General features: G+C 74.7%; 1 protein-coding gene. It reads right to left on the bottom strand.

All coding sequences use genetic code 11. The features are described 5' to 3' along the window. Positions 1-2 precede the first annotated feature (2 nt). Positions 3-22,748: a type I polyketide synthase gene (locus tag CG736_RS37480; protein ID WP_304528203.1), complete on the bottom strand. Its 22,746-nt coding sequence runs from the start codon at positions 22,746-22,748 to the stop codon at positions 3-5. Positions 22,749-23,036 lie beyond the last annotated feature (288 nt).

The raw sequence follows: 23,036 nt of genomic DNA, 5'->3' as shown, positions 1-23,036 counted from the left end.
GACTACTCCTCAGCGTTTCGGGACTCGCCCGAGCGGATGACCTCGGTCCTGCGGTGTGCATCGTCCAGAAGGCTGAACAGCTCGTCGTCGCTGGCCTCGTCGACACCGGCCGCGGCGCCGGTGCGGTTGGCGGTCCAGGCCGCGAGAAGGCCTTCGAGGCGGGCCGCGACGGTCTCGTAGTCTGCGTCGGCGGCCGCCGCGTCGAGGGTGGACCTGAGCCGGTCGAGTTCGGCGAGCAGCGGGTCGGGGGCGACGCCGTGCAGCCGGGTGTGCACGAAAGCGGCGAGGCGGGTCGGTGTCGGGTGGTCGAAGACGAGCGTGGCGGGCAGGCGCAGGCCGGTGTCCGCGTCGAGCTGGTTGCGCAGCTCCACGGCGGTGAGCGAGTCGAACCCGATGTCGGTGAACGCCTGGTCGGGGTTGACCGCCTCCGGTGACGAGTGCCCCAGGACGAGGGCGACCTGGCCCACGACGAGTTGCAGCACGTCGGCCTGCGTCCACCCGCGGTCGGCGGCCTGCCTGCGCCGGGGCCGCACCAGCTCCCGCAGCAGGGCGGGCGGGTCGCCGGCCCGGCGCAGTGTCGGCAGGTCGAACCTGACGGGGGCGAGGACCGGGGCGCCCGCGGTCAGCGCGGCGTCGAACAGGGCCAGCGCGTCCGCCGTCGGCAGCGGCCGCACGCCGGCCCTGGCCAGGCGGTGCCGGTCGGTGGCGGTCAGACCTCCGGTCATGCCGCTGGCCTCCGCCCAGTAGCCCCAGGCGAGCGACACGGCCGGCTGTCCCTCGGCGTGCCGGTGTGCGGCGAGGCCGTCGAGGTACGCGTTCGCCGCCGCGTAGTTCGCCTGGCCCGCGCCGCCCAGCACGCCGGCCGCCGACGAGAACAGCACGAACGCCTCCAGGTCCGAGGTCAGTTCGTGGAGGTGCCGCGCCGCGAGGGCCTTCGGCTCCCACACCCGCGCGAACTGCTGCGGGGTGAGGGATTCCACGACGGTGTCGGCCAGCGTGCCCGCGGCGTGGACCACCGAGGTGACCGGGTGTGCGGCGAGCAGCCGCGCCACCGCCTCGCGGTCGGCCACGTCGCACGCCACGATGTCGGCGGTCGCGCCCAGCGCGGCCAGGTCGGCGGCCAGCGCGGCCGCGCCGGGGGCGTCCGGGCCGCTCCGGCTGACCAGCAACAGGTGCCGCACGCCGTGCCGCACGGCGAGGTGGCGGGCGATCGTGCCGCCCAGGGTGCCGGTGCCGCCGGTGACGAGCACCGTGCCCTCGGGGCTGAGCGGCGACGGCAACGGCTCGGTCCGCACCCGTTCGAGGCGGGGGACGTGCACGGCGCCGGCCCGAATCGCCAGCTGGGGTTCGTCGCCGGCCAGCCGGACCTCGTCGCCGTCGTCGCCGTCGACCAGCACGAACCGGCCGGGGTGCTCGGTGGCGGCCGACCGGACCAGGCCCCAGACGGCGGCGGCCTGCGGGTCGACGTCCTCGCCCGGCCGGACCGGCACGGCGTTGCGCGTGGCGACGGCCATGCGCGGGGTGTCCGTGGCGAGGAAGTCCTGGATCACCCGCAGGGTCTCGACGGGCGAGGTGGCGTGGTGGACCGGAATGTCCGGTTCGGTGGTCGCCGTTTCCAGCACCGGCCACGCCACCCGGTACGGCACGTCCTGCGTGGTGGCCCCGGTCGGCCGGCGCAGGGTCAGCGAGGCGATCTCGGCGACCGGCGCGCCCGACTGGTCGGCGAGGCCGATCGCGCAGGTGTCCTCGCCGGTCATGGTCAGCCGGACCCTGGCGTGCTCGGCGCCGCGCCACCAGGAGATCCCGGCGAAGGAGAACGGCATCTTCGCCCGGTCGTCGGCGACGGTCACGCTCTGGATCGCGGCGTCGAGCAGGGCGGGGTGCAGGGCGAACCGGCTGTCGCCGGGGGGCGCGGCCACCTCCGCGTAGAGGGTGTCGCCGTCGTGCCAGGCCGCTCGCAGGCCTTGGAAGGCCGTGCCGTAGACGAACCCGGCGTCGGCCAGGTTGTCGTAGAAGGCGTCGAGGTCGACCGCTTCGGCCTGCGGCGGCCACTGCCGCGCCCAGGGCTCCCACGGTGCGACGGGCACGGCGCCCAGGGTCCCGGTGGCGTGCCGCACCCACTCGCCGTCTGCGCGCGAGTGGATCGCGACGCTGCGCCGACCCGCCCGGTCGGGGCCGACGGTCACGGACACCTGCACGCCGTCCGCGACCACCAGCGGCGTCTCCAGCGTCAGGTCCTCGACCGCCGGGCAGTCGACGTGTTCGCCGGCCCGGAGCGCGAGGTCCACGAACGCCGCGCCGGGCAGCAGGGGCGCGCCCGAGATGACGTGTTCGGTGAGCCACGGCTGCGCGGCGGTGGCGAGTTGACCCGTCAGCACCACGCCGTTGTCGTCGGGGAGTTCCATGGCGTCCCGCAGCAGCGGGTGGTCGAGCCGATCGTCACCGATCGGTGCCGGGGTGGTGGGCTGGAGCCAGTAGTGCTGGTGCTGGAAGGCGTACGAGGGCACCCGCGCGCCTGCCGCGGTGGCCGCGGGCGGCGTCCAGCGCATCGCACCGTCCGCCCACAACCGCCCCAGGCCCGCGAACAACCGCTCCGGGGAATCACCCCCGCGCCGCATCAACCCGTTCCCCACCAGCACCGGATGCGGACCGACCTCCACGAACCCGGTCACGCCCTGGCCCGCCAGCCACTCCACGGCATCGGCGAACCGCACCGGTTCGCGGACCTGCCGCACCCAGTACCCGGGCTCCCCCATGTCCACCGGGCACCCCGCCACGGTGGAGACCACCGGGATCACCGGCTCACCGAACGACAGACCCGCCGCCACCCGACCCAGCTCCTCCAGCACCGGATCCATCCGCGCCGAATGGAACGCGTGACTGACCTCCAGCCGCCGCACCCGACGACCACGCCCCCACCACACCTCGGAAACCGCCGCGACCGCCGCCTCGTCCCCCGACACCACCACCGCATCGGCCGCGTTGACCGCCGCCACCTCCGCACCCGGCACCAACGACCCCGCAACCTCCTCCACCGACGCCTGGAGCGACACCATCGCCCCACCACCCGGCAACCCCTGCATCAACCGGCCACGCGCACCCACCAGCGCACACGCGTCCTCCAGACTCAGCACACCCGCCACATGCGCCGCCGCCACCTCGCCGACCGAATGCCCGACCACGAAGTCCGGCCGCACACCCAGCGACTCGACCAGCCGGAACAGCGCCACCTCCAGCGCGAACACACTGCCCTGCGTGAACAGCGTCTCCCCGAGCACCCCCTCCCCGTCCTCGAACAACACCTCCACCGGCAGCCCCAAGAGCCCGCAGACCTCGTCCAACACCCGCGCGAACACCGGGAATTCGCGGTACAGACCACGACCCATCCCCGCCCACTGACCACCCTGACCGGAGAACACGAACGCCGACCTGCCCGGGGAGGCAGTGCCCGTGACGATTCCGGGTTCTCCGCCGATCAGCGCGTCCAGGCCGGCCGGGTCCGTCAGCACAGCGCGGTGCGGGAACCGGGCCCGCGCGGCCAGGTCCGCGGCCACCTCCGCCGGTGTGACCTCGGGGTGCTCGGCGAGGAACCCGCGCAGCCTGTGGGCCTGGTCGCGCAGGGCCTCGTCCGACTTCGCCGACAGCAGCCACGGCACCGGCACGACGGCTGCGGGCGCGGGATCGGCAGGGGACTCGGGCAACGGTTCCGTGGCCGGCGCCTCCAGGATCACGTGCGCGTTGGTGCCGCTGATGCCGAACGCCGAGATGCCCGCGCGACGCGCGTGGCCGTTGTCGGGCCACGGCCGGGCCTCGGTGAGCAGCCGGATGTTGCCGGACTCCCAGTCGACGTGCGAAGTGGGCGCGTCCACGTGCAGGGTGCGCGGCAGTTCACCGTGCCGCATCGCCATCACCATCTTGATCACACCCGCGACGCCGGCCGCCGCCTGCGTGTGGCCGAGGTTCGACTTCACCGAACCCAGCCACAACGGCTCCACCCGCCCCTGACCGTAGGTCGCCAACAACGCCTGCGCCTCGATCGGATCGCCGAGCGTGGTCCCGGTGCCATGGGCCTCCACCGCATCCACCTCGGACGGCTCCAACCCGGCATTGGCCAGCGCCTGCCGGATCACCCGCTCCTGCGACGGACCGTTCGGCGCGGTCAGACCGTTGGACGCACCGTCCTGATTGACCGCCGAACCCCGCACCACCGCCAGCACCCGGTGACCGTTGCGCCGGGCGTCCGACAACCGCTCCAGCAGCACGACACCCGCGCCCTCACCCCACGCCGTGCCGTCCGCCGCCTCGGCGAACGCCTTCACCCGGCCGTCGGCCGCGAGCCCCCGCTGCCGCGAGAACTCGACGAACCCCGCCGGTGTCGCCATCACCGTCACACCGCCGGCCAGCGCCAGCGAGCATTCCCCCGAGCGCAGTGCCTGCGCCGCCAGGTGCAGGGCCACCAGCGACGACGAGCACGCCGTGTCCACCGACACCGCCGGGCCTTCCAGCCCCAGCAGGTACGACACCCGCCCGGAGGTCACACTCGTCGCCGTGCCCGTCGAGAGGTAGCCCTCCAGGTCGGGCGGCTGTGCCCCGGCGCCGTAGCCCGAGGACCAGATGCCGGTGAAGACGCCCGTCCGGCTGCCCCGCAGGGACGTCGGATCGATCCCCGCGTCCTCGAAGGTCTCCCACACGGTCTCCAGCAGCACCCGCTGCTGCGGATCCATCGCCAACGCCTCACGCGGCGAAATACCGAAGAACGCCGCGTCGAACCCCGTCGCGTCCGCGAGGAAACCACCCGACCGCGTGTACGACTTCCCCGGACCACCGGCCGGATCGTAGAGGCGACCCACATCCCAGCCACGATCCGACGGGAACTCGCCCACCGCATCGACCCCACCCGACACCAGGCCCCACAACTCCTGCGCCGAGCCCACCCCACCCGGATACCGGGCACCCAGCCCGACCACCACCACCGGGTCGTCCGACACCGGAACCCCGACCGGCACGGGCGAGGCAGGGGCCTGGCGCCGGGCGCCGACGAGGAGATTCCGCAGGTGGCCGGCCAGCGCGTCGGGGGTCGGGTAGTCGAAGGTCAGCGTCGCGGGCAGCCGCACCCCGACGACCGCGGACAGCCGGTTGCGCAGTTCCACTGCCGTGAGCGAGTCGAAGCCCAGCTCCTTGAAGGCCCGGTCGGCGCCGACGGCCGCGGTGTCGGTGTGGCCGAGGACCGCGGCCGTCTGGCCGGTGACCAGGTCCAGGACGCGGCTGTGCTGCTCGGTCTCGGGCAGGGCCGCCAGTTCCCTGCCCAGGGCCGGCCGGTTCGTCCGCCGGGCGGGCCCGGTACGGGTGAGGCGGCCGAGCAGGGGGCGGGTGGACGCCGCCGACAGGTCGAGGTGTGCGGGGACCAGCGCGGGTTCGTCGGCGCCCAGGGCCAGGTCGAACAGGGCCAGCGCCCGGTCCGTGGGCATCGGCAGCACGCCGGCGCGGGCGAGGCGCTTGAGGTCGGTGTCGGTGAGGTTCTCGGTCAGCCCGCTGGCCTCGGCCCAGTGGCCCCAGGCCAGCGAAACGCCCGGCAGCCCCAGGGCGCGCCGGTGAACGGCGAGGGCGTCCAGGAAGGCGTTCGCGGCGGCGTAGTTCGCCTGGCCCGGGCCGCCCAGCACACCGGCGGCGGACGAGAAGAGCACGAACGCGCCCAGGTCGAGGTCCTTCGTCAGCTCGTGCAGGTGCCAGGCGGCGTCGGCCTTGGGCCGCAGCACCTGGTCGATCCGGTCGGGCGTGAGGGATTCGACGACGCCGTCGTCGAGCACGCCGGCGGCGTGCACGACCGCGGTCAGCGGGTGCGCGGCCGGGATCGAGTCCAGGACGGCCGCCAGCGCGTCCCGGTCGGCCACGTCGCAGGCCACCACCTCGGCGTCGAAGTCCACCTCCGCGCCCGTCCTGCTGAGCAGGAGCAGGTGCCGGATGCCGTGCCGCTCGCGCAGGTGCCGGGCGACGAGGCGGCCCAGTGTTCCGGTGCCTCCGGTGATCAGCACGGTGCCGTCCGGGTCGAGCGGGCCGGGCACCGGGGCCGATTCGGCCCGTACCAGCCGGGCGGCGCGGGCGGCGCCGTCGCGGACGACGAGCTGCGGTTCGTCCCCCGCGACGAGGACGCGGTCGTCGGTGTCGACCAGCACGAACCGGTCGGGGTGTTCCGCCTGGGCCGCGCGGACCAGGCCCCAGACGACGCTGGACGGCAGGTCGACCGGGTCCGGCCCGACCGCCCCGCGGGTCACGACGGCCAGCCGGCCGTCCCCGTCGCGCAGGAAGTCCTGGAGCACGCCCAGCGTCTCGGCGGCGACGGTGTGCGCGGCCGCCACGGGGTCTCCCGCCGGGGCCGTGACGTGGTGGACGGCCGGAGCTTCGCCGGTGCTCTCGACGGGCACCCAGTCGAGGCGGAAGAGCTGGTCGGTCCCGGCGGCCGCCAGGCCCGGCGGCCGGTGGCGCACGGTCAGCGCGTCGATCACCGCCAGCGGCCCGGCTTCGTCGGCGAGCGCGACCCGGAAGGTGTCCGGGCCGGTGGGCGTGAGGCGGACCCGGGCCGTGGAGCCGGCCTTCCGCATCGACACCCCGGCGAAGGAGAACGGCAGGCGGCCGGCCGCCAGCAGGGTCAGCGGCTGGAGTGCGGCGTCGAGCAGCGCCGGGTGGAGGTCGAAGCGGTCGCGGGTGTCGACGGGCAGCGCCACCTCGGCGTAGAGCTCGTCGCCCTGCCGCCTGATCTCCCGCACGCCCGCGAACACCGGCCCGTACTCGTAGCCCTGGTCGGCGAGGGTCTCGTAGAAGTCGGTCAGGTCGACGGGCTCCCCGGCCGGCTGCCAGGGCTCGCCGGTGTCGTACGGGTGGGGGCGATCGGCGGTCGCCAGCATGCCGGTGGCGTGCCGCAGCCAGCTGCCGCCCGTCCGGGAGTGCACGGTGACGGGGCGTCGGCCCGTCCCGTCCGGTGCGCCGACGACGACCTGGACCGGCACGGAGCCGTCGTCCGGCAGGATCATGGGGGCTTCCAGCACCAGTTCGTCCAGGACGTCGCAGCCTGCCTGCCGTCCGGCGTGCAGGGCGAGTTCGACGAACACGGTGCCGGGCAGCAGCACGGAGCCCAGGACGACGTGGTCGGCCAGCCACGGCCGGGTGGCCGTCGAGAGGCGGCCCGTGAGCAGGACGCTCTGGTCCCCGGCCAGTTCGACGACGGCCCCGAGCAGCGGGTGCCCGGCCGAGTCCAGGCCGGCCGCCGACACGTCGCCCTTCGCAGCGACGGGGTTCAGCCAGTACGGCCGGTGCTGGAAGGCGTACGTCGGCAGCGGGACATGGTGGGGCTCGCCGGGGAAGACCGGCGTCCAGTCGACCGCCACGCCCTGCGTGTGCAGGCGCGCCAGGGCGAGGTGGAACTCCTGCCGGCCGCTGTCGCGGCGCAGCGTGCCGGTCACCACGCCGTCCATCACCGGCACCAGGACGGGGTGCGGGCTGACCTCCACGAACACGCCGTGCCGGTGCTGCGTGAGGGTCTCGACGGCGAGGTCGAAGCGTACGGGTTCGCGGAGGTTGCGGTACCAGTAGTCGGCGTCGAGCCCGGCGGTGTCGATCTCCTCGCCGGTCACCGTGGAGTAGAAGGGAACGGCCGCCGACCGGGGCGAGATCTCGGCCAGGTCGGTCAGCAACTGCTCGCGGATCGCCTCGACCTGCCCGGAGTGCGCGGCGTAGTTGACGGGCAGTCGGCGGGCGCGGATGCCGTCGGCCTCACAGACCGTCAACAGTTCGCTCAGCGCGTCCAGATCGCCCGACACGACGACCGAATCGGGGGCGTTGACCACGGCCACGGTCAGCCGACCGTCCCACCGGGCCACGAACTCGGCGGCCTGCCCATGCCCGAGGCCTATGGAGACCATGCCGCCCCAGTCGGCCAACACCGCCAGCGCCCGGCTCCGCAACGCCACCGCCTTCGCGGCGTCCTCCAACGACAACGCACCCGCCACGTACGCCGCCGCGATCTCGCCCTGCGAATGCCCGACGACCGCATCCGGCTCCACACCGTGCGCACGCCACAGTGCGGCCAGCGCCACCATCACCGCGAACAGCGCGGGCTGCACCACATCCACCCGCTCCAGCGAACCCCCGCCGGTCAGCACCTCCACCAACGACCAGTCCGTGTACGGCGCCAACGCCGCATCACACGCATCGACCGCGTCCCGGAACACCCGCTCCGAGCCGTACAACTCCCCACCCATACCGACCCACTGCGCACCCTGCCCCGGAAACACGAACACCGACCGAGCCGGCGAACCGGCCACGCCCGTGATGACGCGGGGGTCTCCGTCGGCGAGGGCGGCCAGTTCCGCCATGAGGTCGGTCCGGGTGCTGCCCGCCAGGGCCGCCCGGTGGGCGAGCATGGTGCGGGTGGTGGCGAGGGCCCGACCGATCGCGGTCGGCCGGAGTTCGGGGTGGGCGGTGAGGTGGTCCGCGAGCCGTCGGGCCTGGGCGCGGAGGGCGTCGTCCGTCTTGCCGGACAGCAGCCACACGGTGGGCTCCGCGGAGTCGTCCGCGGCGGGTGGTTCGGGGGTTTCGTCCGCGAACTGTTCGATGACCACGTGGGCGTTGGTGCCGCTGGCCCCGAAGGCCGAGATGCCCGCACGGCGGGGGCGCCCCGTCTCCGGCCACGGCCGGGCCTCGGTCAGCAGCCGGATGTCACCAGTGTCCCACTGGACGTGCGGCGTGGGCTCCTGGACGTGCAGCGTCGGCGGCAGCTGCCCGTGGCGCATCGCCATCACCATCTTGATCACACCCGCGACGCCGGCCGCCGCCTGAGTGTGCCCGATGTTCGACTTCACCGACCCCAGCCACAACGGCTCCGCCCGGTCCCGGCCGTAGGTCGCCAACAGCGCCTGCGCCTCGATGGGGTCGCCGAGGGTGGTCCCCGTGCCGTGCGCCTCCACCGCGTCCACGTCCGCCGTCGACAGTCCCGCATTCGCCAGCGCCTGCCGGATCACCCGCTCCTGGGAGGGGCCGCTGGGCGCGGTCAGACCGTTGGACGCACCGTCCTGATTGACCGCCGAACCCCGCACCACCGCCAGCACCCGGTGACCGTTGCGACGCGCGTCCGACAACCGCTCCAGCAGCACCAGCCCCGAGCCCTCACCCCACGCCGTGCCGTCGGCCGTCGACGAGAAGGGCTTGCACCGGCCGTCGGCGGCCAGGGCACGCTGGCGGGAGAACTCCGTGAACTGCAACGGGGTCACGCTCACGGTCACGCCGCCGGCCAGGGCGAGTGTGCACTCCCCCGAGCGCAGCGCCTGCGCCGCCAAGTGGATCGCCATCAGTGACGAGGAGCAGGCGGAGTCGACGGACACGGCCTGGCCCTGGAGGCCCAGCAGGTAGGAGACCCGGCCGGAGGTGATGCTCGGCGAGATGCCCGTGGCGAGGTAGCCCTCGGTGTCGGGCGGCGCCTGATCGGGGCTGCCGACGTAGCCGGAGGACCAGATGCCGGTGAACACGCCCGTCTGACTGCCCCGCAACGACGTCGGATCGATCCCAGCATCCTCGAAGGTCTCCCACGCGGTCTCCAACAGCACCCGCTGCTGCGGATCCATCGCCAACGCCTCACGCGGCGAAATACCGAAGAAATCCGCATCGAACCCCGCCGCATCCGCAAGGAAACCACCCGACCGCGTGTACGACGTCCCCGGATGATCCGCATCCGGATGGAACAACCCCTCCACATCCCACCCACGATCCGACGGGAACCCCCCGATCGCATCCACCCCACCCGACACCACACCCCACAACTCCTCCGGCGACCCCACCCCACCGGGCAACCGACACCCCATACCCACGATCACCACCGGATCGTCCGACACCCCAACCACGACCGGCACCACCGAAGCCACCGCCCCGACTGCGCCGGAGAGTTCGGCCGTGAGGTGGTCGGCGAGGTCGGCGGGGGTGGGGTGGTCGAAGACGAGGGTCGCGGGCAGCCGCAGGCCGGTGGCGCCGGCGAGGCGGTTGCGCAGTTCGACGGCGGTCAGGGAGTCGAAGCCGAGGTCGCTGAAGGCGAGTCCGGGAGTGATGGCGGCGGCGTCGGAGTGGCCGAGGACGGTGGCGGTGTGGGCGACGACCACGGACAGCAGGTCCGACGCGGGGGCCTTCGGCGTCGGCAGGGTCTGCGGCATCGAGAGGTCGGCCGTGGTCAGCGCGGGACGTCCGGAAGCCAGCGCGGTGTCGAACATGGCCAGGGCGCGTTCGACGCCGATCGGGCGGATGCCCTTGCGGGCGAGGCGTTGCCGGTCGGCCGCGGTGAGGTGGGCGGTCATGCCGCTCTCCTGCTCCCAGTAGCCCCAGGCCATCGACACGGCGGGCAGTCCGAGGGCCTGCCGGTGCGCGGCGAACGCGTCGAGGTAGGAGTTCGCGGCCGCGTAGCCGGCCTGGCCGGCGTTGCCGAGCACACCCGCGGCCGCGGAGAACAGCACGAAGGCGGCGAGGTCGTGCTCGCGGGTCAGCTCGTGCAGGTGCCAGGCGCCGTCGACCTTGGGGCGCAGCACCCGGTCGAGCTGCTCCGCGGTCAGCCGTTCCACGACGGTGTCGTCGAGCACGCCGGCGGCGTGGACGACGGCGGTGAGCGGGTGCGCGGCCGGGATCGAGTCCAGCACGGCCGCCAGCGCGTCCCGGTCCGCGACGTCGCAGGCCACGACCCGCACGTCGACGTCCTCCTGCACGTTCAAATGCGGCACGGCGCCGCCGCTGCGGCTGAGGAGCAGCAGGTGCCGCACCCCGTGGCGGGACGCCAGGTGCCGGGCGACGGCCTGGCCGAGGGTGCCGGTGCCGCCGGTGATCAGCACGGTGCCGTCGGGGTCGAGCGGCTGCGGGACGGTGAGGACGATCTTGCCGGTGTGGCGGGCCTGGCTCATCAGCCGGAAGGAGGCGACGGCCTGGCGGAGGTCCGCGGCGGTGACCGGCAGCGGCTCCAGCGTCCCGTCGGCGACCATCGCCACGGCGTTGGAGAGGATGTCGCCCTGCCGCGCGGGGTCGACGTCGTTGAGGTCGAAGGCCCGGTAGATCAGGCCCTCGGGCGAGCGGACGTCCGTCTTGCCCAGCTCGACGAACCGTCCGCCGTCGGCGAGCAGCCGCAGGGAGGCGTCGGTGAGTTCGCCCGCGAGCGAGTTGAGGACGACGTCCATGGCCGGGAACCGCTCGGCGAACCGGGTATCGCGGGACGAGGCGATGTGGTCGTCGTCCAGTCCCAGGGCGCGCAGGGCGTCCCACTTGGCGGGGCTCGCGGTGGCGAACACCTCCGCGCCGCTGTTCAGGGCCAGCTGAACGGCGGCCATGCCCACGCCGCCCGCGCCGGAGTGGATCAGCACCCGGTCGCCGGGGCGCAGTTCGCCGAGGTCGAACAGCCCGTACCAGGCGGTGGTGAACGCGACGGGCGTCGACGCCGCCTCGGTGAAGCTCCAGCCGTCGGGGATCGCCGTCAGCAGCCGGTGGTCGGCGACCGCGCGCGGCCCGAAGGCGCCGGGCATCATGCCCATGACGCGGTCGCCGGGCCGCCAGGCCGTGACGCCGGGGCCGACCTCGACGACGGTGCCGGCCCCTTCGCCGCCCAGCGGCGGCCGGTCCGGGTACATGCCGAGGGTGATGAGCACGTCGCGGAAGTTCAGGCCGGCCGCGCGTACGGCGACCCGTACCTGGCCGGGTTCCAGCGCGGGCTCCGGCCAGGGCAGCAGGGCCAGGTCGTCCAGTTGCCCGGTGCCGGACTCGCTCAGCCGGTACGCGCCGTCGGGGGCGGCCAGCTCCGGCGCGTACCTGGCCTGCCGCGGGACGAGGACGCCGTCCCGGCGCAGGGCCAGTTCGGGTTCGTCGCCGGCCGTCGTGGCGGCCCGGATCGCCTCCTCCTCGGACGCGTCGCCCATGTCGACCAGCACGAACCGGCCGGGGTGCTCGGCGGCGGCGGTGCGGACCAGGCCGCGGACGGCCGCGCCGGCCACGCCGCGGGTCAGGACGGCCAGGCGCGCGGCGGCCCGCTCCGGCTGCTCGGCCAGGAAGTCCTGGACGAGCGTGCGGGCCCGCTGGACGAGGGCGTGCACGGACTCCGCGTCGGCTTCCGCGGCGAGCACCGGGCTCGGCGCCACCTCGGTCGGCGTGCTCGCGGCGAGCGGCACCCACTGGGTGTGCAGCACCGCGGCCCGGACCTCGGCGGCCGGACGGACGGTCAGCGCGGCGATGTCCGCGACCGGGTTGCCGGACAGGTCGGTCAGCGTCGCGCGGTAGGTGTCGGCGCCCGTGCGGGCCAGGTGGACCCGGGCGGACGACACACCGGTGGCGTGCACGGCGACGCCGGAGAAGGAGAACGGCAGCCGGACCCGGGTGTCGGGGCTGAGCAGGATCAGCGGCTGGAGCGCGGCGTCCAGGAGCGCGGGGTGGATGCCGAAGCGGGCGCCGTCGGGGACGGACACCTCGGCGTACAGTTCGTCCTCGCCCTGCCACAGCTCCCGCACGCCCCGGAACGCGGGTCCGTACTGGTAGCCGAGTCCGTCGAGGAAGGCGTAGAACCCTTCGGGGTCCACGGGTTCGGCGTTCTTCGGGGGCCAGTCGAGGCGTCCGGCCGGCACCCGGCCGCCGAGGGTTCCGGACGCGTGGCGGACCCAGCCGTCGCCGCCCCTGGAGTGCACGGTGACCGGGCTGCGGCCGGCGTCGTCCGGGGCGCCGACCGAGACCTGGAGGTCCGTGGGTGCGTCGGAGAGCGCGAGCGGCAGGTGCAGGACGAGGTCGTCCAGGGTCCCGCCGGCCAGGGTGGCGAGTTCGAGGAAGGCGGTGCCCGGCAGCAGGACCGTGCCGTCGACGGCGTGGTCGGCCAGCCAGGGGTGGGTGCGGGTGGAGACCCGGCCGCTGTGCACGGTGGTGCCGTCGGGCAGTTCGACCGTGGTGCCCGCCAGCGGGTGCCCGGTGCCGTGGTCGCCGGCCGCGGGGGTCAGCCAGTAGGTGCTGCGCTGGAAGGCGTAGCGCGGCAGCCTGACGCCGTGCGGGCGGTCGTGCGGCCAGGTCACGGCGACGCCCTGGACGTGCAGGCGGGCCAGGGCGGTGTGGAATTCCCCGATGGCGCCGTGGTCGCGGCGCAGGGTGCCGGTCGCGACGCCGTCCAGGTCCTGCACCAGCACCGGGTGCGGGCTGACCTCCACGAACACCTCGTGGCCGTCGGCGGTGAGCCGGGCGGTGGCCAGGTCGAACCGGACGGGTTCGCGGAGGTTGCGGTACCAGTAGTCGGCGTCGAGGCCGGCGGTGTCGACGGGTTCCGCGGTGACGGTGGAGTAGAACGGGATCGCCGCAGGCCGGGGCCGGATGTCCGCGAGGTCGGTCAGCAGCTGCTCGCGGATCGCCTCGACCTGCGCCGAGTGCGCCGCGTAGTCGACGGGGATGGCGCGGGCGCGGATGCCGTCCTTGACGCAGGCTGCCAGCAGCTCGTCCAGGGCCTCGCGTTCGCCGGAGACGACGACGGTCGAGGCGGAGTTGACCACCGCGACGGTGATCCGGTCGCCCCAGGGGCTCAGGTAGTCGGCGGCGTCGTCCGCGGACAGCACGACCGAGACCATGCCGCCGTGTCCGGCCAGGGCGACCAGGGCCTTGCTGCGCAGAGCGACCGCCTTGGCGGCGTCCCCCAACGACAAAGCACCGGCCACGTACGCCGCCGCGATCTCACCCTGCGAATGCCCGACAACCGCATCCGGCTCCACACCGTGCGCACGCCACAGTGCAGCCAACGCCACCATCACCGCGAACAGCGCGGGCTGCACCACATCCACCCGCTCCAGCGAACCCCCGCCGGTCAACACCTCCACCAACGACCAGTCCGTGTACGGCGCCAACGCCGCACCACACGCATCGACCGCATCCCGGAACACCCGCTCCGAGCCGTACAACTCCCCACCCATACCGACCCACTGCGCACCCTGCCCAGGGAACACGAACACCGACCTGCCCAACGGACGGGCGATCCCGGTCACCAGCCCCGGCACCGTGCCACCCGCAGCCAGAGCGTCCAGAGCTGCGACGTCGCCCACCACCACGGCCCGGTGCTCGAACACGGTGCGAGCGGCCAGCGCGCCCCCGACCGCCGCCGCGCCCACCTCCGGATGTGCAGCGGTGAACGCGGCCAACCGACGCGCCTGCTCCCGCAACGCCGCCTCGGACCTGGCCGACAGCGGCCAGAGAACCCGGTCGTCCGCACGGCCCCGGGGAGCAGGTGCGGCGGAGTCGGCCTCGACGGGCTGTTCATCGGCCGCCTCGATCACCACATGCGCGTTGGTGCCGCTGATGCCGAACGCCGACACGCCGGCCCGGCGGGGACGCCCGGTCCCGGGCCAGGCGACCGGTTCGGTGAGCAGACGGACCGCGCCGGACTCCCAGTCGACGTGCGAAGTGGGCGCGTCCACGTGCAGGGTCCGCGGCAGTTCACCGTGCCGCATCGCCATCACCATCTTGATCACACCCGCCACGCCGGCCGCCGCCTGCGTGTGGCCGAGGTTCGACTTCACCGACCCCAGCCACAACGGCTCCACCCGGTCCCGGCCGTACGTCGCCAACAACGCCTGCGCCTCGATCGGGTCGCCGAGCGTGGTCCCGGTGCCGTGCGCCTCCACCGCGTCCACCTCGGACGGCTCCAACCCGGCATTGGCCAGCGCCTGCCGGATCACCCGCTCCTGGGACGGACCGTTCGGCGCGGTCAGGCCGTTGCTGGCCCCGTCCTGGTTGGTGGCGGAGCCTCGGACGACCGCCAGCACCTCGTGGCCGTTGCGGCGGGCGTCCGACAGCCGCTCCAGCAGCAGCAGGCCGGCGCCCTCGGCCCAGCCCGCCCCGTCGGCCGCGGCGGCGAAGGACTTGCAGCGGCCGTCGGGCGCGCTCGCCCCCTGCCGGGACATCTCGGTGAACAGCGTGGGCGCCGAGTTGACGGTGACGCCGCCGGCCAGGGCGAACGAGCACTCGCCCGAGCGCAGCGCCTGAGCGGCCAGGTGCAGGGCCACCAGGGACGACGAGCAGCCGGTGTCCAGGGACAGCGCCGGGCCGAGCAGGCCCAGCTGGTACGCCAGCCGGCCCGATCCCACGCTCGACGCGGTGCCGGTGACCTGGTAGCCCTCCAGGTCGTCGGGCACCGGCCCGGCCGCGTAGCCGGTGGACCAGATGCCGGTGAACACGCCGGTGGACGTGCCCTCCAGCGCGGTCGGGTCGATGCCGGCGTACTCGACGGTCTCCCACGCGGTCTCCAGCAGGATGCGCTGCTGGGGGTCCATGGCGAGCGCCTCGCGGGGGGATATCCCGAAGAACGCCGCGTCGAAGTCGCCGACGGCGTCGAGGAAGCCGCCCTTGGACGTGCTCGACGTGCGGGGACGGCTCCCCGTCGGGTCGTACAGGCGGTCGATGTCCCAGCCCCGGTCGGCCGGGAAGTCGCCGACCGCGTCCACGCCGTCCGCGACCAGCCGCCACAGGTCCTCGGGGGTGTCGACGCCTCCGGGGTAGCGGCAGCCCATGCCGATGATCGCGATCGGTTCGTCCGTCGCGACCGCGGCCGGGCCCTGCGGCGCGTCCTGCTCGCCGGACAGGTGGGCGGCCAGCCGGGCCGGGGTGGGGTGGTCGAAGACCAGGGTGGCGGGCAGTTTCACCCCGAGCGCGGCGGTCAGGCGGTTGCGCAGTTCCACCGCGGTCAGCGAGTCGAAGCCCAGGTCCTTGAACGCCTGCCGGGGGTCGATCCGCTCGGGGGTGGCGTGTCCCAGCACCCCGGCGGCGTGGGTGGTGATCAGCTCCAGCAGGTCGGCGCCGCCGGCGGCGGGCGCGGGCCGGGGGGCCTGCGGTCGGCCGTGGGCCTCGGGCAGGTCCCGCAGCAGCCGGCTCGGCCGCGCGTGGGTGTAGGCGCGGGCGAACTGCGCCCAGTCGGCCTCGGTGACGACCGCGAGGGCCTCGTCGTGGTCGAGGACGTCCTGCAGGGCGTCGAGTGCCCGGCCCGGGTCCAGTTCGCCGAGGCCGAGCAGGGTGCGCTGGCGCTGCACGGACTCCAGGGCCGCCATGCCGCCGTCGGCCCAGATGCCCCACGCGACGGAGGTCGTGGCGCGGCCCCGGGCGCGGTGCTGTGCGGCCAGGGCGTCGAGGAAGGCGTTGCCGGCGGCGTAGGCCGCGCCGTGGCCGTCGCCCCACACGCCCGCGGTGGAGGAGAACAGGACGAAGGCGTCGAGGTCCGGCAGGAGTTCCGCCAGGTTCTGCGCCCCGGCGACCTTGGCCGTGACGACCTCGGCGAACTCCGCCGCTGTCGTGTCGGCCAGCCTGGTCGCCCTGATGACGCCGGCGGTGTGGAAGACGGCGCGGATGTCGCCGACGCGCTCGACGAGGTCCCGCAGGGCGTCCCGGTCGGCCACGTCGCACGCCGCCACGGTCACCCGTGCCCCGGCTGCCTCCAGTTCGTCGCGCAGGCCGGCCGCGCCGGGTGCGTCGGGGCCGCGGCGGGCGGCCAGCACGATGTGCTCGGCGCCCTGCCGGGCGAGGCGGCGGGCCACGTGTCCGCCGAGCGCGCCGGTGCCGCCGGTGACCAGCACGGTGCCCCGCGGCCGCCAGGGCTGCGCGGCCGGGCCCGATGCGGCCTTGCGGCGCAGCCGCTTGGCGAAGCGCCGGGCGCCGCGGATCGCCACCTGGTCCTCGCCCGGGCCGGCCAGCACGACGAGCAGCGCGTCCACGCCGTCCTCGTCGGGCACGGCGGGAAGGTCGACCAGGCCGCCCCAGCCGTGCGGGAACTCCAGCGCCGCGGACGCGCCGGCGCCCCACGCCAGGGCCTGGGCCGGGCTGGTGACCGGGTCGGTGCCCGAGGTGCTCACGGCGCCGCTGGTCGCGCACCACAGCGGGACGGCCACCGTCCTCGCCGGGTCCAGGGTGCGGACCAGGTCCAGGGTGCGGACCAGGCCCGCCGGGAGCACCGGGTGGTCGGGGTGCGGCGCCTCGTCCAGCGCCAGCAGCGACAGCACGCCGTCCGGCCGGGCGTCCCCGGTGCCGGCCGCGTCCCAGCTGTCGGCCACCGCGAAGCCCCGGGCGCGCAGGGCCTCGGCCCACGGGTGCCCGGTCGTGGCGAGGACGAGCCAGCGCGCCGGGTCCACCGGGGTCGCGGTGCCGCTCGTCGGCGCCCAGGCCACCTGGTACCGCCAGTCGGCACGGGGCGCCGGCGGGGTCGCGGTCACCCAGTAGGGCTCGCGCTGGAAGGCGTACGTGGGCAGGTCCACCGGGGGTGCGGTGCGGGGCAGGACCGGGGTCCAGTCGACGTCGACCCCGGCGGCGTGCAGGCGCCCCGCCGCGGCGAGGAACTCGGTGAGGCCGCCGTGGTCGCGGCGCAGTGTTCCGGTGGCGGCGACGTCCTCCAGCGCGGGCACCAGCACCGGGTGCGGGCCGACCTCAAGGAACAGGTCGTGGCCGTCGGCGGTGAGCCGGGCGGTGGCCAGGTCGAACCGGACGGGTTCGCGCAGGTTGCGGTACCAGTAGCCGGCGTCGAGGCCGGCGGTGTCGACCGGCTCGCCGGTGACCGTGGAGTAGAACGGGACCGCCGCCGACCGGGGCGTGATGTCGGCCAGTTCGGCGAGCAGCTGCTCGCGGATCGCCTCGACCTGCGCCGAGTGCGCCGCATAGTTGACGGGCAGGCGGCGGAAGCGGACGCCGTCGGCCTTGCAGGCGGCCACCAGTTCGTCCAGCACGTCGAGGTCGCCGGACACCACGACCGCCGCGGGGCCGTTCACCACGGCGGTGGTCAGCCGCCCGCCCCAGCGGGCCAGGTAGTCGGCGGCCTGTTCGACGGACAGCGCGAGGGACACCATGCCGCCCCGGTCGGCGATGGCGGCCAGTGCCCTGGACCGCAGCGCCACGACCTTGGCGGCGTCCCGCAGCGACAGCGCGCCGGCGACGTGCGCGGCGGCGATCTCCGCCTGGGAGTGGCCGACCACGGCGTCCGGCTGCACGCCGTGGGACCGCCACAGGTCGGCCAGCGCCACCATGACGGCGAACAGGGCCGGCTGCACCACGTCGACGCGGTCCAGCGAGCCGTGGCGCAGTTCGTCGACCAGCGACCAGTCGGTGTACGGGTCCAGGGCGGCGGCGCAGGCGTCGATGCCGGCGCGGAAGACCTCGGACTGCTCGTACAGGTCACGGCCCATGCCCGCCCACTGCGCCCCCTGTCCGGGGAAGACGAACACCGTCCCGCCGGTACGGGTCGGCAGTCCCGGCGGGAGCGCGGCCAGGCCGGACAGCAGGTCGTCCCGGTCGGCGCCGACCACCGCGGCCCGGTGCTCGAAGCGGGTGCGGGCGGCCAGTGCGCGGCTGATCGCGGCGGCCGGGACGTCGGGGTGGGCGGTCGCGTACGCGTGCAGCCGCGCGGCCTGGGCGCGCAGCGCGGCGTCGGTCTTCGCGGACAGCAGCCAGGCGGTGGGGGCGTCCTGGCCGGTGGGTTCGGAGCGGCGGCCGGAGTCCGGCTCGGCGGGCTGCTCGATGATCAGGTGGGCGTTGGTGCCGCTGACGCCGAAGGCCGAGACGCCGGCGCGACGCAGGTGGCCGTGGTCCGGCCACGGCCGGGCCTCGGTGAGCAGCCGGACGCCGCCGGAGGCCCAGTCGACGTGCGGGGAGGGCGCGTCCACGTGCAGGGTCCGCGGCAACTGCCCGTGCCGCATCGCCATCACCATCTTGATCAGGCCCGCGACGCCGGCGGCGGCCTGGGTGTGGCCGATGTTGGACTTCACCGAACCCAGCCACAACGGCTCGTCCCGGTCCTGACCGTAGGCGGCCAGCAGGGCGTGGGCCTCGATGGGGTCGCCGAGCGTGGTCCCGGTGCCGTGCGCCTCCACCGCGTCCACCTCGGACGGCTCCAACCCGGCGTTCGCCAACGCCTGCCGGATGACGCGTTCCTGCGACGGACCGTTCGGCGCGGTCAGACCGTTGGACGCACCGTCCTGGTTCACCGCGCTTCCCGCGACGACCGCCAGCACCCGGTGACCGTTGCGCCGGGCGTCCGACAGACGTTCCAGCAGCACCAGGCCGGTGCCCTCGGCCCAGCTGGTGCCGTCGGCCGCGGCGGCGAAGGGCTTGCTGCGGCCGTCCACCGCGAGGCCGTGCTGGCGGGAGAACTCGGTGAAGCCGAACGGTGTCGCCATGATCGTGACGCCGCCGGCCAGCGCCAGCGAGCACTCGCCCGCGCGCAGGGCCTGGGCGGCCAGGTGGACTGCGACCAGGGACGACGAGCAGGCGGTGTCCACGGACAGCGCCGGGCCGCGCAGCCCGAGGTGGTAGGCGACCCGGCCGGACGTGACGCTGGTCGCGACGCCGGTGAACAGGTAGCCCTCCAGGTCCTCCGGCAGGCCCGGCCCGGTCGCGTAGCCGGACGACCAGACGCCGGTGAACACGCCGGTGTGGCTGCCGCGCAGCGAGGCCGGGTCGATCCCGGCGTGCTCGAAGGTCTCCCAGGCCGTCTCCAGCACCAGCCGCTGCTGCGGGTCCATGGCGAGCGCCTCGCGGGGCGAGATGCCGAAGAACGGGGCGTCGAAGCCGGCCACCGTTTCCAGGAACCCGCCCCGGTCGATGTACGTGGTGCCCGCGCCGCGCAGTTCCGGGTCGTACAGGCGGCCCAGGTCCCAGCCGCGGTCGTCCGGGAAGTCGCCGATCGCGTCCACGCCGTCCGCGACCAGCCGCCACAGGTCGTCCGGCGAGGCCACCCCGCCGGGGAAGCGGCAGCCCATCCCCACGATGACGACCGGGTCGTCGTCGTGGGCGGCCGGGGTGACGGGGGCCGACCGGTCGCCGGGGCCGGTGCGCAGCCAGTCGATCAGCTCCGCGGGCGTCGGGTGGTCGAAGATCAGACCGGAGGGGAGTCTCCGGTCCAGGGCGCCGGCCAGGCGGTTGCGCAGTTCGAGCCCGGTGACCGAGTCGAGGCCGAGCTCCTTGAAGGTGAGCGCGGGATCGATGTCCGCGGGGTCCTCGTGGCCCAGCACGAGCGCGATCTGCGCGGTGACCACGGCGGCCACGTCGACCGGGTCGGCCGACTCGGTGTCGCCCGCCCCGGTGTCATGGGTCTCCGGGCCGCCGTCCGCCCGGCCTGGCGCGGCGGTCCCCGCTGCGTGCGTCCCCGGGTCGGCCGGGGTCCGTCCGCCCTGCCCGGCCGTCGCTCCGGGCAGCCAGTACGAGCGACGTTGGAAGGCGTACGTGGGCAGGTCGACGGGCGCGGCCCCGGCGACCGCCGGGGACCAGTCGACCGGCACGCCGGCCACGAACAGCCGGGACAGCGCGGTCAGGAAGACGTCCGCCCCGCCCCGGTCGCGGCCCAGCGTGCCGGTGGCGACGCCGGGCACGCCGGTCCGCTCGCGGGCCTCTTCCAGGCTCTGTTCGAGGGCGGGCAGCAGCACCGGGTGCGGGCTGACCTCGACCACGACGTCGTGCCCGTCCGCCAGCAGGGCGGCGGTGGCCAGGTCGAAGCGGACCGGCTCGCGCAGGTTGCGGTACCAGTAGTCGGCGTCGAGCACCGTGGTGTCGTCGAGGAGGCCGCCGGTGACCGCGGAGTAGTAGGGGACGGTGCCCTGCTGCGGCCGCACGCCGTCCAGTTCGGTGCGCAGCCGCTCGCGGATCGCCTCGACGTGCGCGGAGTGGGAGGCGTAGTCCACCGGGACGACGCGTGCGCGGACACCGTCCGCCTCGCAGGAGGCGACCAGTTCGGACAGGGCCCGGGTGTCGCCGGACACCACGACCGAGCCGGTGGCGTTGACCACGGCGACCGTCAGCGCGCCGTCCCAGCGCGACACGTAGTCCTCGGCCCGCTCGGCGGACAGGGCCACGGACACCATGCCGCCCCGGCCGGTCAGCGCCACCAGCGCGCGGCTGCGCAGCGCCACGATCCGGGCCGCGTCGGACAGCGACAGCGCGCCCGCGACGTACGCCGCGGCGATCTCGCCCTGCGAGTGCCCGACCACCGCGTCGGGCTCGACGCCGAAGGAGCGCCACAGTTCCGCCAGGGACACCATCACCGCGAACAGGGCGGGCTGCACGACGTCCACCCGGTCGAGCGGGGCGCCGTCCAGCACCTCGGCCAGCGACCAGTCGGTGTACGGGGCCAGCGCCCGGGCGCACTCGTCCATGGCGGTCCGGAAGACGGGGTACTCGGCGTACAGCTCCCGGCCCATGCCGACCCACTGTGCGCCCTGGCCGGGGAACACGAAGACGGTGCGGCCCGGGGTGCCGGCCCGGTCGGCGGCGACCTGGACGGAGTCGAGCAGGACCGCGCGGTGCGCGAAGCGGGTCCTGGTGGTGGCCAGTGCGTGCGCGACCTCGGCGCCGGTCAGTTCCGGGTGGCTGCGCACGTGCTCGTGCAGGCGCGCGATCTGCGCCCGCAGCGCCTGCTTGGTCCGCGCCGTGACGATCCACGGCGCCGGCCGGGCATCGGGGGCGGGCCGCCGGACCGGCGCGGCCGCGTCGGGCGCCTGCTCGACGATCACGTGCGCGTTGGTGCCGCCCATGCCGAACGACGACACGCCGGCGAGCAGGGGCGCGTCCGGCCGCGGCCACGGGGTCAGCGCGGTCTGGACCCGCAGGGTCGCCGCGTCGAGCGGGATGCCGGGGTTCGGGGTCTCGTAGTTCAGGCTCGGCGGCAGTGCGCGGTGGTGCACGCTGAGGACGGTCTTGAGCAGACCGACGATGCCCGCGGCGCCTTCCAGGTGACCGACGTTGGTCTTGGCGGAGCCGACCCGCAGGGCGCTGTCGGCGTCGCCGGACGCGGCTGGGTCGCGGTAGGCCGCCGCGAGGGCGGCGGCCTCGACGGGGTCGCCGACGGCGGTGCCGGTGCCGTGCAGCTCCACGTACTGCACGTCGGCGGGACGCACGCCGGCCCGGGCCAGGGCTTCGCGGATGACCTGTTCCTGGGCCTGCGCGCTGGGCACGGTCAGGCTCTGCGTGGCGCCGTCGTTGTTGACCGCGCTGCCCCGGATGACGCCGTAGACGCGGTCCCCGTCGGCCAGGGCCCGGTCCAACGGCTTCAGGACCAGGAAGGCGCCGCCCTCGCCGCGGACGAAGCCGTTGGCCCGGGCGTCGAACGTGAAGCAGCGGTCGTCCGGGGACAGGCCGCCGAACTCCTCCGCCCCTTCCTCGCGGGCGGCGGTCAGGTTGAGGTTCACCCCGCCGGCCAGGGCGAGCGCCGACTCGCCGCGGCGCAGGCTCTCGACCGCCAGATGCACCGCGACCAGCGCCGACGACTGGGCCGTGTCGACCGTCATGCTCGGTCCGCGCACCCCGAGGAAGTGCGAGACGCGGTTGGCGATGACGCCCCGGCTGGTGCCGGTCAGCGTGTGCGGCGTGATGTGGCCGGGGTAGGTCAGGGACGTGTAGTCCTCCCACATCGAGCCGACGAACACCCCCGTCGGGCCGCCCGTCAGCGTGCCCGGCACGATCCGGGCGTCCTCCAGGGCCTCCCAGGCGAGTTCGAGCATGAGCCGCTGCTGCGGGTCCATGGCGGCGGCCTCGCGGGGGGACACGCCGAAGAACGCCGCGTCGAAGCCGTCCACCCGGTCCAGGTAGCCGCCGTGCCGTGCGCCCTGCCTGCCCTCGGGCGGCGCGGTGATCGCGTCGGTCCCGTCGCACAGCAGTCGCCAGAACGCCGCCGGATCCGGGGCTTTCGGCAGCCTGCCCGCGATGCCGACGACAGCGACACGACCGGCGTCCGAGTCCAAGGGGAAGCGCATCACATCGACACCTCGTGAGCCGGAGGGATGGAGAAAGGCGGGGCGTTCCCGTAGCAGTCCCGATGCCGCGGCTCCGGCCGCGCACGAGGCCGGATCATCGAGCGCACGGGCAGCCGGCGACCCGGTGGTGTTCGAACCCGGACCCGACCGCGCTTCGAGCGTCTGGATCAGTGGAGCGGACCTCGAAAGTGACAGCGCCTGCGACGCTCTTCGAGGAAAGGACACTGGTGAGCTGAGCGCTGGGCGTAGCGGCCGGGGCGATGATCGTCCGGCTGCGCAGATGAGCAT

This window comes from Kitasatospora sp. CB02891 (assembly GCF_002803145.1).
Lineage (GTDB): Bacteria > Actinomycetota > Actinomycetes > Streptomycetales > Streptomycetaceae > Kitasatospora > Kitasatospora griseola.
The sequence above is the reverse complement of the archived record's forward strand: the minus strand, read 5'-3'. Positions and strand labels throughout refer to the sequence as shown.

Excerpts from the sequence above, each read along its gene's own strand:
- CG736_RS37480 (WP_304528203.1), bottom strand. The coding sequence starts at position 22,748 with ATGCGCTTCCCCTTGGACTCGGACGCCGGTCGTGTCGCTGTCGTCGGC.